Origin of the sequence: Streptomyces chiangmaiensis, assembly GCF_036281785.1 — a bacterium.
GTDB lineage: Bacteria > Actinomycetota > Actinomycetes > Streptomycetales > Streptomycetaceae > Streptomyces > Streptomyces chiangmaiensis.
Window position 1 is genome coordinate 1 of record NZ_JAYWVC010000185.1, and the last position, 15,540, is coordinate 15,540.

Here is a 15,540-nt window from a genome sequence, read left to right on the forward strand (position 1 = left end):
CCCGGCGCGCAAGGCGTTCGCGATCCGGGCGACCGTCTCGGGCAGGGCCCGCAGCCGGTCACGGTCGATGAAGAGCGCACCGCTGCTCGCGGTCAGCGCACCCGCCACCGGCCACTGCCGGATCTCGGTCTTCGCGAGCATCCGGCCGGGACGGACGGCGGCGAGCAGCGGGATGTCGAGCCAGGAGATGTGGTTGGCGACCATCAGCAGACCGCCTTGCTGCGGGGCGGCACCGGTGAGCCGTACCCGCACGCCGGCCGCGCGCACGAGGGTCCGGCACCAGGCCCTGATGATCCGCTGCCGGACCGCGATGGGCAGGCGCCGCACCAGCGGGAACGCGAGGGTTCCGGGGACCAGCACGCCCAGCACGGCTGCCAGCCGCAGTACGGCGAGCGGTGCGGATGCCGCCGAGGCGGTCGCGTCCACGCAGGACCGCGGCGTGCAGGGTGCGCTCGGCAGCCAGGCGCTCACCGGGGCGCTCGCCCCGGGTGCGGCGTCACCGCGCCGCGGTTCGGTCACCGTGGCGGTGGCCTGGAGCGCGGTTGCGCCCGGGCTCGCGAGCAGCGTGGCACGGCGCGGGCGCCATGTCACGACGGTACGGGACACGTTCGTCACCCCGGTCCGGGTCGTGTTCATCACGCCGGGACGAGCGAGAGGAAGTGCCGCAGGTAGCGCGGGTTGACCCGGCGCATCGACAGCAGGACGTACAGGTCGGCGACGCCGAAGTCCGGGTCGTGCGCGGGCTCTCCGCAGACCCAGGCGCCCAGGCGGAGGTAGCCGCGCAGCAACGGAGGCAGCTCGGTGTGCCCGGCCGGAGCCTGGACCTCGGGGCGCCAGGGCAGCAGCGGTCGTACGCGGTACTCCTCGGGCGCCATGTACTTGGTGCGCACCCGCTCCCAGGTGCCTGCGGCGAGCGCACCGCCGTCGGCGAGCGGCAGGGAACAGCAGCCGGCCAGCCACTCGTGCCCGCCGTCGACCATGTAGCGCGCTATCCCGGCCCAGATCAGGCCGATGACCGTACCGTCGCGGTGGTCCGGGTGGACGCAGGAACGCCCGACCTCGACGAGCCCGGAGCGGATCCCGGCCAGCGGGTCGAGGTCGAATTCGCCCTCCGAGTACAGGCGCCCGGCGACCGCCGCCCGATCGGGCGGCAGCAGCCGGTAGGTGCCCACGACCTCGTCGGTCATCGTGTCGCGGACCAGCAGGTGGTCGCAGTACGCGTCGAAGGGGTCGACGTCGAGACCCGGCTGCGGGGAGGACAGGAGGGCGCCCATCTCCCCGGCGAAGACGTCGTGGCGCAGCCGCTGGGCGGCCCGCACGTCCGCCTCGTCACGAGCGAGGGTGACGGTGTAGCGCGTCGGTGCCACAGGCGGTGGGGGGCTGGCGAGGGTGGAAACGCCGGTCATGGCTCTCTCCTGGTCACGGGCCGGTTCGGCGAAGCGGCGAGCAGACCGGTGAGATGCGATCTGCCGCCCCTGTTCTTCCGATGTCGGCTGACCTACGCGTAACCGGCGCGGGGAGAACGGGTGTGGGCTAGTTGAACGGCTCGCTCACCCACCGACGGCGGACGGACCCGGACGTCCCGTTCACCTGGCCTCCACGCAGTGTGCCAACCATCCCCGGGCCTCCTCCTCGTCGAGTACGCGCTCCAGCACCACGTCTCCCGACATGCCGGGGAAGAACCGTCCGGCCGGCCAGCCGCGCTCGTACGGCGGCGGGTCGAGGACCAGCAGCCGGGCACCCTCGACGACGGGAATATCGGTGGGTGTCCCTTCGTTCCACACCCACTCCCCGCCGGGGGTCACCAGGTTGAACGAACCGGTGGTCGGCACCTGGCCCGGTGCGTCCCGGCACACCGCGGCCTCCCGCGCGGACGGAGCACGTCCGGGCACATGACCGCCGCCGACCAGGACGTCGGCGAGCAGGGTGTGCAGCTGGAAATTGTCGCCGATGCCGCTCATCCGCAGTGCGTAGCCGGTGCCGGTCGGGCGGTGCAGCACCACGAGCGACTCGTCGTCCAGCACCTGCAGCGCGTACTCCAGGCACTTGAAGTCGTGCCCGGACCCCTCCCGCACCGTCCGCAGTGCCGCCAGCAGTCCCGTGCGGCGGCCGTCGTCCAGGCCGGTGCGCACCGACGGGTCGTTCAGCATCGCGACGGACGCCATCTCCCACTGGGGCAGTGTCCACCAGCCCGCGGCCGGCTCCCGTCCGACCCGCTCGGCGACCGCCGAATCCGGATCGCCGGGTTGCGGCTCGGGGAGGTCCCCGCCCCCGGTCGCCTCCCAGCGGGCGCAGAACTCACCGGCGGCGGCGAGGGCCCCGGCGAGCCCGTCGAAGACGTACGGAGCGCACTGCGCCGCTTCCGCGCCGCGCTCCACGCAGGCACCGACCACCACCGCGATCAGTCCGCGGGGCTCCTCCGGCACGTCCGGCAGCAGGGCCGCCAGCCGCGGCCCGGCCTGGGCCACCTCGTGGTCCGTCGCGTCGGCGAAGTGCCGGTGTATCTGCCGTATCCCGCGCTCCGACCGTTCACCGTCCCGCTCGCGCACGGCGGTCTCGAACCCGGCGACGGCTTCGAGGAGCCGCCCTTTCCCACGACGCCCGAAAATCATGCGCGAACACTACCGAGGCGAGGGTGCCTGACGGGACCGGGGTTGAGCACCACTCCCGGTCCCGCCCGTCCGCACCCAGACGGCGAACGCCCAGGGCCGGCGCCGCCCCGTCCCGAGCGGCACCGGCCTGTCCTTGCGCTAGTGCTGTGGCCGGAAAGGTTTGCCGGTGAACCTTTCCAGTCGCCGCACTAGCGGCGACCTGCCTTGCGGCTTGCGCGCAGCCACTCCCTGTTCATGCTGGTGATGGAGGCGAGCGGGATGCCCTTCGGGCAGGCCGTGGCGCACTCGCCGGTGAGCGTGCAGCCGCCGAAGCCCTCCTCGTCCATCTGCGCCACCATGTCCAGCACCCGGGTCTCTCGTTCGGGAGCGCCCTGCGGCAGCACGTTCAGGTGGTTGATCTTCGCCGAGGTGAACAGCATCGCCGCGCCGTTCGGGCAGGCCGCCACGCAGGCGCCGCAGCCGATGCACTCGGCGTGTTCGAAGGCCAAGTCGGCGTCCGCCTTCGGGACCGGTGTGGCGTGGGCCTCGGGCGCCGAGCCGGTCGGGGCCGTGATGTAGCCGCCGGCCTGGATGATCCGGTCGAAGGCCGAGCGGTCCACGACCAGGTCCCTGATCACCGGGAAGGCCGAGGCCCGCCAGGGCTCGATGTCGATCGTGTCGCCGTCCTTGAAGGACCGCATGTGCAGCTGGCAGGTGGTGGTGCGCTCGGGTCCGTGCGCGTCTCCGTTGATGACGAGCGAGCAGGCGCCGCAGATGCCCTCACGGCAGTCGTGGTCGAAGGCGACGGGGTCCTCGCCCTTGAGGATGAGCTCCTCGTTGAGGGTGTCGAGCATCTCCAGGAAGGACATGTCGGCCGAGATTCCGTCCACCTCGTATGTGGACATGGCGCCTTCTGCGTCGGCGTTCTGCTGCCGCCAGACGCGCAAGGTGAGCTTCATGCGTAGCTCCGCTGGGTGGGGTGGACGTACTCGAAGACCAGGTCTTCCTTGTGCAGCACCGGCGCGTCGCCGGTGCCGGTGAACTCCCAGGCGGCCGCGTAGGCGAACTCGTCGTCCTTGCGGGCGGCCTCGCCCTCGGGGGTCTGGGACTCCTCGCGGAAGTGGCCGCCGCAGGACTCGCTGCGATGCAGCGCGTCGAGGCACATCAGCTCGGCTAGCTCCAGGTAGTCGACGATGCGGTTGGCCTTCTCCAGCGACTGGTTGAACTCCTCGCCGGTACCGGGAACCTTGATGCGCCGCCAGAACTCCTCGCGGATCTGGGGGATGCGCTCCAGCGCCTTGCGCAGGCCCGCGTCGGTCCGCGCCATGCCGCAGAACTCCCACATGAGCTCGCCGACCTCGCGGTGGAAGGAGTCGGGGGTGCGATCGCCGTCGACGGAGAGCAGCAGGTTCAGCCGGTCCTCCGTCTCGGCCAGCACCTCCTGCACGACCGGGTGTTCGGCCGTCACCTCGTCCTGGTGCGGGTTGCGGGCCAGGTAGTCGTTGATCGTGGACGGGAGGACGAAGTAGCCGTCCGCGAGACCCTGCATCAGCGCCGAGGCGCCGAGGCGGTTGGCTCCGTGGTCGGAGAAGTTGGCCTCGCCGATCGCGAACAGGCCCGGGACCGTGGTCTGCAGGTCGTAGTCGACCCACAGGCCGCCCATCGTGTAGTGCACGGCGGGGTAGATCCGCATCGGCACCTCGTACGGGTTCTCCGCGGTGATCCGCTCGTACATGTCGAAGAGGTTGCCGTACTTCTCCTCGACCTTCTTGCGGCCCATGCGCTTGATCGCATCTGCGAAGTCGAGGTAGACACCCTGACCACCGGGGCCGACGCCGCGGCCCTCGTCGCAGACGTTCTTGGCGGCACGGGAGGCTATGTCGCGCGGCACGAGGTTGCCGAAGGAGGGGTAGATGCGCTCCAGGTAGTAGTCGCGCTCCTCCTCGGGGATCTGGTTCGGCGGCCGGGTGTCGCCTGTGGCCTTCGGCACCCAGATCCGGCCGTCGTTGCGCAGCGACTCGCTCATCAGGGTGAGCTTGGACTGGTGGTCGCCGGTGCGCGGGATGCAGGTGGGGTGGATCTGTGTGAAACACGGGTTGGCGAAGTAGGCGCCGCGCCGGTGCGCTCGCCAGATGGCGGTCGCGTTGGAGTTCATGGCGTTCGTCGACAGGTAGAAGACGTTGCCGTAGCCGCCGGAGGCGAGGACGACGGCGTCCGCGAAGTGCGTGTCGATCCTGCCGGTGATCAGGTCGCGGGCCACGATGCCGCGGGCCCGGCCGTCGACGACGATCAGGTCCAGCATCTCGGTGCGCGGATGCATCTCGACGTTGCCGGCCGCGATCTGCCGCGACAGCGCCTGGTAGGCGCCGAGCAGGAGCTGCTGACCCGTCTGGCCACGGGCGTAGAAGGTGCGGGAGACCTGGACGCCGCCGAAGGAGCGGGTGTCGAGCAGACCGCCGTACTCACGGGCGAACGGGACACCCTGCGCCACGCACTGGTCGATGATCTCGACGGAGACCTGTGCCAGCCGGTGCACGTTGGACTCGCGTGCCCGGAAGTCGCCGCCCTTGACCGTGTCGTAGAAGAGACGGTGGATGGAGTCGCCGTCGTTGCGGTAGTTCTTCGCGGCGTTGATGCCGCCCTGCGCGGCGATCGAGTGGGCGCGGCGCGGGGAGTCCTGATAGCAGAACTGGACGACCTGGTAGCCCTGTTCGGCCAGGGTGGCGCCCGCGGCGCCGCCGGCGAGGCCGGTTCCGACGACGATGATCCTGTGCTTGCGCCGGTTCGCCGGGTTGACCAGCTTGGCCTCGAAACGGCGCGTGTCCCAGCGCTCGTTGATCGGGCCCTCGGGCGCCTTGGTGTCGGCGACCGGCTCACCGGTCGCGTAGTCGGTGTATTCGGCGGAAGCAGTCATGTCAGCTCACCACTCCGGTCATGACGCCCACGGGAACGGCGATGAAGCCGACCGTGAGCAGCAGCGCTAGGGCATTGGCGGTGGTCTTCAGGGCACGGTCGCGGGTGCGGCTGCCGGCGCCGAGGGTCTGGGCGGCGCTCCAGAAGCCGTGCTGGATGTGCAGGCCGAGGGCAAGCATCGCGACGATGTAGATGACGTTGCCGTACCAGGTGGAGAAGGTGTCCACGACGTTCTGGTACGGGTGGCCCTCCTGGAAGCCGCCGGAGTGCACGGTGCCGGTGGTCAGGTCGAGGATGTGCCAGACGATGAACAGGCCGAGAATGATCCCGCCCCACCGCATGGTGCGGGTCGCGTAGCTGGCCTGCGGCTTCTTGTGCACGTACTGCTGCGGGCGCGCCTTGATGTCGCGGCGGCTGAGCTGGTACGCGGAGACGGCATGGGCCACGACGGCGACGACCAGCACCACGCGGATGATCCACAGCGTCCACTCGTAGCGCACGAACGGTTCGCCGATGGTGCGCAGCCAGTGGGCGTAGTGGTTGAATTCCCCCGCCCCGAAGTAGATCTTCAGGTTCCCGATCATGTGGACGACCAGGTACAGCAGCATGATCAGCCCGCTGACCGCCATCACTGACTTCTTACCGACGGACGAGTCCCACACGGTGCGCGCCATGGACGGCCGTCGGTCCGTCCGCGTTGCCAGAGCCATGTTCAGGAACGCTAGGGCCGAAGGTCCCCATCGGTCCAAGACATGGCCCGGCTTGATTCGATAGGTGGGCCCTATGATGGCCGTATGCAGTTCCAGCAGCTCCAGTACTTCGTGGCGGTCGCCGAGACCCGGCACTTCACCCGGGCCGCCGATCTCGTCCATGTCGCCCAGCCGTCGCTGTCGCAGCAGATCAAGGCGCTGGAGCGGGAGCTGGGCGCCGACCTGTTCCTGCGGGCACGCGGCAACATCACGCTCACGGACGCAGGCGAGGCGCTGCTGCCGCTGGCCCGCCGGATCCTCGCCGACACGGACACGGCCCGGCACGAAGTGCAGGAACTGGTGCAGCTGCGACGGGGCCGGGTGCGCCTCGGCGCGACACCGAGCGTGTGCACGGGCCTGCTCCCGGACGTGCTGCGCGCCTTCCACGACCGCTACCCCGGCATCCAGCTGCTGATCGAGGAGGGCGGCTCCCACGACCTGGTCCGGGAACTGGCGCGCGGCGCCCTCGACCTCGCGCTGGTCGTGCTGCCCCTGCCCACCCCCTCCCCCGCGCTGACCACGGTGGAGCTGCTGCGGGAGGACCTGGTGGTGGTGTCCTCCCCCGACGCACCGCGACCCGGCGGCGGAGGCCGCACGGTCCGCATCGCCGACCTGGAGAGCGAGCGTCTGGTGATGTTCCGGCACGGCTACGACCTGCGGGAACTTACCGTGGCTGCATGCCGCGCCGAAGGGTTCGAGCCGGAATTCGCGGTGGAAGGCGGCGAAATGGACGCGGTCCTCGGCTTCGTCCGGTCCGGACTGGGTGTGGCCGTCGTGCCACGCATGGTCGCCACCCGCACCGGCCGCGGGCTGCGCGTGACTGCACTGGCCCGCCCCGGCCTGTACCGGACGATCGCCCTGGCCCACCGCAGCGACGTGGCGCCGCCACGGGCGGCGCGAGAGCTGCAGCGGATGCTGCTGGAGCGGTGAGCCGGGCGGGCGGCGTCCGGACTCAGGGCTCGATGACGAGCCGTTCGATCAGATCGGGACTGAGCAGAGAGGGCGGCGGCATCCACCGACCCTGCCCGTTCCGCCCGGGCCGGCGGGGCGTGCCGCGCGTCGCCGGGGGCCCCGGGATCAGCCCGTCGCGTCCAGCAGCGCGAGCTCGTGCAGTCGCTCCGGTGGACCGGGGCGGGCGTAGTACCACCCCTGCGCCGTGTCGCAGCCCAGGATCCGCAGTTGTTCGGCCTGGGCGCCGGTCTCCACCCCCTCGACCGTGACCGCGAGGTCCAGGCTGTGGGCGAGGGAGACGATCCCCTCTACGATCTTGAGGTCGACGGGGTCCGCCGGGTACTGCTGCATGCTCTGGGTGAAGGAACGGTCCAGCTTCAGCACCCGCACCGGCAGCCGCCGCAGGTTGGCGAGGTTGGAGTAGCCCGTGCCGAAGTCGTCGAGGGCGATGTCCACCCCCATCTCGGCCAGGCGCCGCAGCGGTTTGAGGAGACCGTCGTCCGCGCCGATCAGCGCCGACTCCGTCACCTCGAGGCAGAGCGCGTCCGGTTCGAGTCCCGCCTGCTCCAGGATGGCCACCGTGTCGGAGACCAGCCCGGGATGGGTCAGCTGACACGGGGACAGGTTGACGTTGATGCGCAGCGGACCCGTCCGGTCGTGCCTCTCCTGCCAGGAGCAGGCCTGCCGTACCGCCTCTTCGAGAACCCAGCGGCCTAGCGGCACGATCAGCCCGGTACGCTCGGCGAGCGGGATGAAACGGTCGGGGCCGAGCACGCCGTGCTGCGGATGCAGCCAGCGCACCAGGGCCTCCGCACCGTGCACGGTGCCGTCGCCGAGATGGACCAGCGGCTGGTACTCGATGAAGAACTCACCACGGTCCAGGGCCGTCGGCAACGCGGTGGTCAGCCCGTGCCGGGTGATCGCGCGGGCGTCGGCCTCGGGGTCGGCCAGTTCGAAACGATTGCCGCCGGCGGACTTGGCCCGGTACATGGTGATGTCGGCGCTGCGCAGTACCTCTGCCGGGCCGCGCTCGCCCACCGGTCCCTCGACGATGCCGATGCTGCCGCGCACGGTCAGTTCCCGCCCGTCCACGCTGATCGGGGTGACCAGCGCGTTCATGATGCGCCCCGCGAGCTCGTCGACCTCGCGCACGGTGTCGGGTCCGGTGGTCAGCGCCACGAACTCGTCGCCGCCCAGACGCGCGACCATCTCGCCGGGGGCGGTCGCGCACGCCTGCAACCGGTCGGCGACCTCGACGAGCAGCCGGTCGCCGGCCGCGTGCCCCAGGCTGTCATTGATGGTCTTGAAGCCGTCGAGGTCGAGGTAGCACAGGCCGAACCGCTGTCCCTCGCCCGCCGCGAGCGCCTTCTCCAGCCGCTCGAAGAACAGGGTGCGGTTGGGCAGTCCGGTGAGGGCGTCGTGCGTGGCCTCGTACCGCAGCCGCAGATTCAGCAGACGCCGCTCGGTGGTGTCCTCCATGAGCGCGAGCTGGTACTGCGGTCGCCCGTCCGCGTCCCGCAGCAGGGACACCGTCAGGTTGGTCCACAGCACCGTTCCGTCGGGCCGGTAGAAGGCCTTTTCGACGTGGTAGTGGTCGCGCCGGCCGCGGACGAGTTCGTCGTACAGCCGCCAGACCTGCGGGGCGTCGTCGGGATGGGTCCACTCGACGAGGTTGCGTCCGCGCACCAGGTTCTCGGACCCGCCGAACATGCGCAGCAACGCGCCGTTGACCTGAAGGACGTTGCCGTCGAGGTCCGCGATGCAGATCCCTATCGCCGCGCCCTCGAACACCGCACGGAAGCGTGCCTCACTGATGTGCAGCGCATGCGCCACGGCGCCCTGGGCGGTGAGGGCGGCCTGCGAGATGGTCTCCTGCTCTGCCAGCGTGCGTTCCCTCAGCGCCTCGGCGAACCCTGCGGCCATCGCGTGCTGCAGCCGCGAACAGCGCGTGCGCACCGCTTCCTGCGCCTTGGCGGGGGCGCCCGGGTCGCCGCAGTAGAGCACCAGGTAGGCGTCGACGCAGTCCAGCGTGCGGCTGAGCGCTTCCGGGTCGGTACAGTGCGCCTCGATGAGCGCGGCGCCGATCCCCTTCGCCACGCCGGCATCGAACGTCCTGGCTCGCAGCGCGTCACTCAGCCGCCGTGCCAGTGGCAGCAACCGCTCCTCGAAATCGGGTCGGGTCAGCGACGTCGAGGTCACCGCGAAGACCGCCCGGCTCCAGATGGTCGCGAACCTGCGCAGTCTGTCCTCCGGTCCCCCCGGCTCCGCGGTCACGCCGAGCGCCCCACGCCGGCGAACCCCGAGAAGGAATAGGGATCCTCGTCCTCGGATGCCGTGTCGGGCCGCCACTTCGGCATCGGCACCAGTCCGGGTTCCACCATGTCGCACCCCTCGAAGAACCGCGCGATCTCGTCGCGCGAGCGCATGATCAGCGGATTGCGGATGTTCTTGTACACGTCGACCACGCCCTCCGTCCGCTCCTGCGGCAGCGGGACCCCGTCGTACGACGCATGTGTGACGACGAGCAGGCTGCCCGGCGCGAGTGCGTCGCGCAGCTCGGCCACCGCACTGTACGGGTCGTCCGTGTCCTCCACGAAGTGCAGTATGGCAACGAGAAGGAGCGCGACTGGCCGGTTCCGGTCGATCAGGCGCTCCACTTGAGGACTCGCCAGGATGCCGTCGGGCTTGCGGAGATCGGCCGCGACGACGTCAGCGTCGTCGTTGCCCTCGAGAACGGCCTGGCTGTGGGCGACGGCCACGGGATCGTGGTCGACGTACACCACGTGGGCGCCGGGGTGTGCCTGCTGCGCCACTTCGTGGACGTTGCCGAAGGTCGGGATGCCCGAGCCGATGTCGAGGAACTGGGTGATGCCCTCTTCGACGGCATAGCGGACCACTCGGCGCATGAACGCCCGGTTCGCCTGCATGATCTTGGGGAGGCCCGGCATGAACTCCAGCGCCTTGCGCGCCGCCACCCGGTCGACCTCGAAGTTGTGCGAACCGCCCAGGTAGAAGTCGTACATGCGGGACACGCTCGGCAGGGAGATGTCGATGCTCCGGGGGGCCCAGGCGGGGCGCTCCATGCAGCTCTCCAAGGCATAGACGAAGTGTGGCCGATCCGGTGTTCGAGCTGAGGCTACTGATCGTCCGCCAACGGAGCGAGTAAAAACGGAAATTGACCATCCGTTCCCGGTCAGCGCGTCGTCCCCCACAAGTCGCCGCAGCGGGGAGGGCGTTGGGATCTTCGGGGCGCGAGCAGTAAGGCGCCGGTCGTGCCCGCACATGCCGAAGCGGTCCGCCCCCTCCGTGCGGTGGAGAGGGGGCGGACCTGGTCCTGCGCGCCGGTGAGTCCCGTTCGGCCGTCTCTGGTGCTCGGGGTGTCCACTCCCTTCCGCGTTCCGTGGCCGACTGGGCGGGGTGATCGATCGAACCTGGGGAGGCGATCTCTACTGGGGCGCGCCGACCGGCTTTCCGTCGGGCGAGACGGCATACCAGGTGCCGCCCACGCCCTGTCCGTTGGTGTCCCCGGGGGCCTTGTCACCGGAGAAGGTGTAGATCGGCCAGCAGTTGATGGTCATCTGCTTGGCGCCGTCGGGACGGGTGAAGCCCATGAGCCCCTTCTTCTGGACTCCCTTGGTGTCGTTCGCCGACACGGGGGCGACGACCGGCCACTTCTCGAGGCAGGCGCCCGTGCAGTTCGACACCGGGTCCGGCCACGCCTTGTCCTTCAGGAAGCGGTAGACCGTCATGCCGTTCTTGTCCACGACGATCCGGCCGAGCTTGAGGTCGTTGCGGACGGACAGGCCGGGCAGGGCGGCGGCGGCCTTCTTGCCGGTGGGCGCGGTCGCGAACCAGGTGCCCTTCACGCCCTCGCCGTTGGTGTCACCGGCCTTGGCGTCCTTGACGTAGCGGTACATCGGCCAACCGGCGATGGTCAGCTGCTTGGTGCCGTCCGAGCGGGTGACCTCGCCGAGCAGGGACTGGTCGATGCCGGAAGCGACCGAGGCACCGTCGGCGGGCACGGGCGGCCATGTCTTCGCGCAGTCGCCGTCACAGGAGGACTTCGGAGGTTCGGCCGTGTCCTGGTCGAAGCGGTAGAGGGTGAAGCCGGCGCTGTCCGTGACAATCTTTCCGAGCTTCGCGTTCTCGGCGACGGCCAGCTGCCCCGCGGACTGTCCGCCCGCGGGACTCGGCGCGGTCGTGGAGTCGGCGCCGTATCCGTTTCCTGGATCCGTCGGGCTGTAACCGCCTACGGCAGCGGTGGCGCCCACGTTCTGGCTGCCTGTCGACTGGGGGGCGCTCTCCTGACCGCACGCCGTCGTGAGCGCCAGCACGGCCGCAGCTGTCGCCACGAGGGAGGCGCTCCGCCAGGATGTGTTCATTATCAACTCCAGCTGTCCGCTTGGGTGTTGCGGCGTCCTCTGTCCTCGCCGCGTATGGCCCTAGGTACGCACGGGACCGCCCGATGTGTTCAATCGGGCCACAACATTTCTTTCCCGGAACCTGCGACCCGTGCCGGCCACCCGCACCGGCCGCACCTGTACCCCCTCGCGCACATGTGCCCGGCCTGGTTCACTGCGGGCGGCCGTTGACGAAACCACCGAATGGTGGATCTGCCCCCTTCAGGGCAATTCGGCGGCGCATGGCGTAGGTGAGCTCGCACACGCCGATGATCTCGGTCGTGCAACGACCCGAACGGCCCCGATCGACCCTCGTCCCACGGGCGTTGGCCCTGGTGACGCTGGTCTGGATCCTCGTGGGCTCCCCTGCCGGGGCGGCGTCGGCCGACGCGTGCGCCTACGCCTCGACGGGCCCCGGTGGCACGGACGCGGTGGCGGGCGCGGGCGGCGACCACTGGCCCCTTCCCCCGTGCTTCACGCCGAGCCCGAACCCCACCCCGACCCCGAGTCCCACACCGACGCCGACACTCACCCCCACACCGCCCCCGAAGCCACGGCCGACGCCGAGACCCGTGCCGCCGCCTCCACCACCGCCCGCGGTGGCACCTCCACCCCGACCGGCGCCGGTACGGGTGCCCCCTCCTCCGCCCATGGTGATCCCGCCCCCCTCGCACCCGCCGAGCCCGCATCCGACGGCAACTCCTGTGCACTACCCGCGGTATCACCCGGTGTCCCGACCCCGTCCGCCGCACGACGCTCCCTCGCCGCTCATGTTCACCCTGCTGATCGCCGCGCCCGCGGTGTTCGCCGTCGCCGCGCTGCGTCCGCGCTGATCCCTGGAGGCACTCCTTGTCGGAATGGCTTGTTCTCACCCTCGCGATGGCGGCCGCCTGCGCCGTCGTGATCCTGGTGACCTTCCTACGGCATCGCACCGCCGCCGAGGACGACGATCCGTCCGAGACGCCGGATGTGATCGAGTACATGACGATGTGGATCGGCGTGGTGTACGCCATCGTGCTGGGCCTCGCCATCGCCGGCGTCTGGGAGGCCCGCAGCGCCGCCCAGAAACCATGTGCAGGCGGAGGCTCAGGCGCTGCACGAGATCTCGGAGCGGGTCCGCGTCTACCCGCCGGACGTCCGCGACCGGGTCCGCACCGACATCGACGCCTATGTCGGCCACGTCGTGACCACCGAGTGGAAGGCCATGACCGATCACGGCGAGGTGACACCCCGTGGCACGGAACTGCTCCAGCGGATCCGTCAGGACGTCACCGACTACCGGCCGACGACGGACTTCCAGGCCCAGTCCTACCAGCCGCTCCTCGACCAGGTGGCCGCCGCCGACACGGCACGGGCGGCCCGCGCCGACTCGACGGGCTCGACCATGCCGACAGTGGTGTGGTTCGGCCTGATCGCAGGTGCGGTGGTCACCATCGGGATGGTGTTCGCGCTGCAGATCCGGCGTACGACCCGCGAGTTGATCCTCGCCGGGCTGTTCTCCGCGCTCATCGCCTTCCTGCTCTTCCTCATCTGGGACTTCGACGCGCCCTACAGCAGGGGCATCGCGGCGTCCGCGGAACCCCTCCTGGCGCTGTTCCCACACGCGCACGGGTAGCGGACCAGGCACCGTTGCGAACGAGCGGCAGACGCGGGCGGCACAAGACGCCCACCCCGCGGCCTCCCGGCACGTCGCCTCCCCGCCACGCCGGGCCGGCCCCCCTTCGCGCTTCCCCGTCCCCTGGGCGGCGCACGCGCTTGCCCCATTCGCACGACTGAAATCGCGCCCCTGTAGCGGCCTTCCTACTGTTTCGATCATCGAGGTGCATTTCAGGCGCAAGCGGAATCGGTCCGCAGCAAGGCTCCTCGGGGACCTGGAGGCTTCCATGCGCGCGATACGCGCACTTTCGGCCGCAACGCTGGGCCTCAGCGCCCTGGCCCTCACCGCATGTACATCGGCCGCCGCCAGTGACGACGTCGGCAACCCGACCTTCGGCTACAACCTGCAGCCGGACACGATCGCTCCCGGTGGCCGGCTCTCCCTGCCCGTGCAGGGCTGCAAGGAAGAGGCCACGGTCACGTCCGGCGTCTTCCAGACGGTCACCATCCCCAAGGGCGGGACCTCGGCCACGGCCGTGATCGACCGGAACGCAAGACCCGGCACCTCCTACGACGTGACGTTCCGGTGCGGTCACCAATACGGCCACCGCAAGCTCACCATCGGTGCCGCTCGCAAGGAACTCGCCGGGTCCAAGGAGAGCGGCAACGGGGGAGCCCCCGAGAGCGGCGGCGGGGGCTACGGGAACGGGAACGGCGGCGGAGGCTACGGAAACGTGGGCGGAGGCTACGGAAACGGCGGCGGAGGCTACGGGAACGGTGGCGGAGGCTACGGGAACGGGGGAGGCGTTGGGGGCGGAGGCTACGGAATCGGCGGAGGCGGCGTGGGCGGTTATGGAAACGGTGGGGGGGGAGGATACGGCGGAAAGGGCGGGGGCGGCGGGTACGAGCAGCACGGCGTACAGGCCGGTATCGGCGGCAGCATCCGCGGTTTCCACCTCAAGGAGGTCGGTCTCGGAGCCGCCTTGATCATCGGTTCGGTGGGCACGGCCTGGCACATGGCACGTCGGCGCACCACTCCCCGAGCCTGACCCATGCCTGCGGGTTCCGCCACAGGTCACGACCCGTCAGAGGCATCCCGGCCGTCGCTTCCCGGACGGCCGACACCCGTTCGCTCCCTCCCCGTCGCTCCTGGATCTCGGCGCGCATAGCGTGCTGTTGATCGTGACTGAGACGGTGGCGGCCGCGCCGAGAGGGGAATGGCGAATGTCTGCGTCCGGGCCGGCCGACGAGGAGGGCCGGCAGAAGAAGCGGGCCCCCTGGGGCATGATGGCGATTGTTCTGCTGACGGGCCTCGCCCTCGTCCGCCATGGTTCGGGACAGCACGACGCGGGCCCTCCGCAGCCGGCGGCGGCAGCGGGCACCACCAGTGCCCTGAGCCACGCCGGCGCTCCCGCCGCCCTGCAGTACTCCGTGGTCAGCCGCGTCCGTATCCCGGCGATCCAGGTCGACGCGCCCGTCGTGCCGGTCGGACTCGACATGTCCGGCTGGGTGAGCGCGCCGCCCCCCGAGAGCCCGAACCTCGCGGGATGGTTCACCGGCGGGGTCTCCCCCGGTGAGAAGGGAACAGCTGTGATCGTCGGGCACGTCGACAACAAGGACGGGCCGGCGGTGTTCTACGGACTCGGCGCCCTGAAGCGGGGAGACCGCGTCGAAGTGCGGCGCCTGGACCGGAAGACGGCTGTGTTCGAGATCTATGGCAATGAGGTCTTCGACAAGACGCACTTCCCCGGCGACCGCGTCTACGGGAGCAAGGGGACCCCGGAACTGCGCGTCATCACCTGCGGCGGCGGTTTCTCCGAGGAGCACGGTTACGCCGGGAACGTGGTGGTGTTCGCCCGCATGGTCGAAGTGCGATGAGTGCGACCGGAGCGGGCGGCGGACAGCCCGGGACGGATCGGCGCAACCCCACACGCCCCGCAGGCCCGCACGGAATTCCCTCGTGCCCGCGCAGGCCCCGGACCTGCGGTTTCCGATAGCCTCACCGCCGTGACGGAACAGCACTCGCATCAGTTCGAGCGGGGCACGGACGGACCCAAGGTCATCGTCGTCGGCGTCGACGGCTCCGAGTCCTCGCTCCGGGCGGCGGCCTATGCCGGCGGTCTCGCCCGACGGCAGCGTGCGCTGCTCGCTGTCGTCTATGTGCAGCCCGTGATGGCGGCGGGGGCGGCGCTCGGGGTCCCGGTGGCCGAGACCACCGACGAGATCGCGGAGGACCTGGTCAGGTACATCCGCGAGGCCACCGAGCGGGTCAGGGGGATATTCGAGGTGCGTTGGGAGTTCCACACCTTTCGCGGCGACCCCTTCAACGGGCTGGTCCAA

At 70.4% G+C, this 15,540-nt stretch carries 13 protein-coding genes and 1 pseudogene; 5 read left to right on the plus strand and 9 right to left on the minus strand.

Annotation, left to right across the window (positions count from 1 at the left end):
• The 6 genes from VXC91_RS34205 to VXC91_RS34230 all read right to left on the minus strand — a co-directional run.
• Positions 1-471: lysophospholipid acyltransferase family protein (locus tag VXC91_RS34205; RefSeq protein WP_329511258.1), on the minus strand; the 471-nt coding region annotated here is incomplete at its 3' end.
• Positions 472-635: 164 nt separating this feature from the next.
• Positions 636-1,406, minus strand: a complete 771-nt coding sequence (locus tag VXC91_RS34210) for a GNAT family N-acetyltransferase (RefSeq protein WP_329511248.1) — start codon at positions 1,404-1,406, stop codon at positions 636-638.
• Between the two features lie 180 nt (positions 1,407-1,586).
• Entirely contained in the window at positions 1,587-2,612 is a 1,026-nt protein-coding gene (locus VXC91_RS34215) for a hypothetical protein (protein WP_329511249.1), read from the minus strand.
• 188 nt (positions 2,613-2,800) lie between these two features.
• Positions 2,801-3,550, minus strand: a complete 750-nt coding sequence (locus tag VXC91_RS34220) for a succinate dehydrogenase/fumarate reductase iron-sulfur subunit (RefSeq protein ID WP_329511250.1) — start codon at positions 3,548-3,550, stop codon at positions 2,801-2,803.
• Entirely contained in the window at positions 3,547-5,505 is a 1,959-nt protein-coding gene (locus tag VXC91_RS34225) for a fumarate reductase/succinate dehydrogenase flavoprotein subunit (protein WP_329511251.1), read from the minus strand. The genes VXC91_RS34220 and VXC91_RS34225 overlap by 4 nt, the downstream gene beginning before the upstream one ends.
• Before the next feature lies 1 nt (position 5,506).
• Positions 5,507-6,178: a succinate dehydrogenase gene (locus VXC91_RS34230; RefSeq protein ID WP_329511259.1), complete on the minus strand. Its 672-nt coding sequence runs from the start codon at positions 6,176-6,178 to the stop codon at positions 5,507-5,509.
• A gap of 120 nt (positions 6,179-6,298) precedes the next feature.
• On the opposite strand from VXC91_RS34230, the gene VXC91_RS34235 reads away from it, so the two are divergent.
• The gene (locus tag VXC91_RS34235; RefSeq protein WP_329511252.1) at positions 6,299-7,183 is read left to right on the plus strand and encodes a LysR family transcriptional regulator; all 885 of its coding nucleotides are present in this window, start codon (positions 6,299-6,301) and stop codon (positions 7,181-7,183) included.
• Between the two features lie 147 nt (positions 7,184-7,330).
• On the opposite strand, the gene VXC91_RS34240 is transcribed toward VXC91_RS34235, so the two are convergent.
• The 3 genes from VXC91_RS34240 to VXC91_RS34250 form a co-directional block, all read right to left on the minus strand.
• Positions 7,331-9,478 carry a putative bifunctional diguanylate cyclase/phosphodiesterase gene (locus tag VXC91_RS34240; protein ID WP_329511253.1) on the minus strand — a complete coding sequence of 716 codons (2,148 nt, stop codon included), beginning with the start codon at positions 9,476-9,478 and terminating at the stop codon, positions 7,331-7,333.
• Positions 9,475-10,287, minus strand: coding sequence for an SAM-dependent methyltransferase (locus tag VXC91_RS34245; protein ID WP_329511254.1), 813 nt, complete (start codon positions 10,285-10,287; stop codon positions 9,475-9,477). The genes VXC91_RS34240 and VXC91_RS34245 overlap by 4 nt, the downstream gene beginning before the upstream one ends.
• A gap of 363 nt (positions 10,288-10,650) precedes the next feature.
• Positions 10,651-11,586: an SCO0930 family lipoprotein gene (locus VXC91_RS34250; protein WP_329511255.1), complete on the minus strand. Its 936-nt coding sequence runs from the start codon at positions 11,584-11,586 to the stop codon at positions 10,651-10,653.
• Between the two features lie 867 nt (positions 11,587-12,453).
• Between VXC91_RS34250 and VXC91_RS34255 the strand changes: the two are divergent.
• The 4 genes and pseudogenes from VXC91_RS34255 to VXC91_RS34270 all read left to right on the plus strand — a co-directional run.
• Positions 12,454-13,219 (plus strand): annotated as a pseudogene (locus tag VXC91_RS34255) (bestrophin-like domain).
• Between the two features lie 268 nt (positions 13,220-13,487).
• Positions 13,488-14,249: a hypothetical protein gene (locus VXC91_RS34260; protein ID WP_329511260.1), complete on the plus strand. Its 762-nt coding sequence runs from the start codon at positions 13,488-13,490 to the stop codon at positions 14,247-14,249.
• A gap of 175 nt (positions 14,250-14,424) precedes the next feature.
• Entirely contained in the window at positions 14,425-15,078 is a 654-nt protein-coding gene (locus tag VXC91_RS34265; protein ID WP_329511256.1) for a class F sortase, read from the plus strand.
• A 129-nt stretch (positions 15,079-15,207) separates the two neighbouring features.
• Positions 15,208-15,540, plus strand: a 333-nt coding sequence (locus VXC91_RS34270; protein ID WP_329511257.1) for a universal stress protein, incomplete at its 3' end; no start/stop codon positions are given.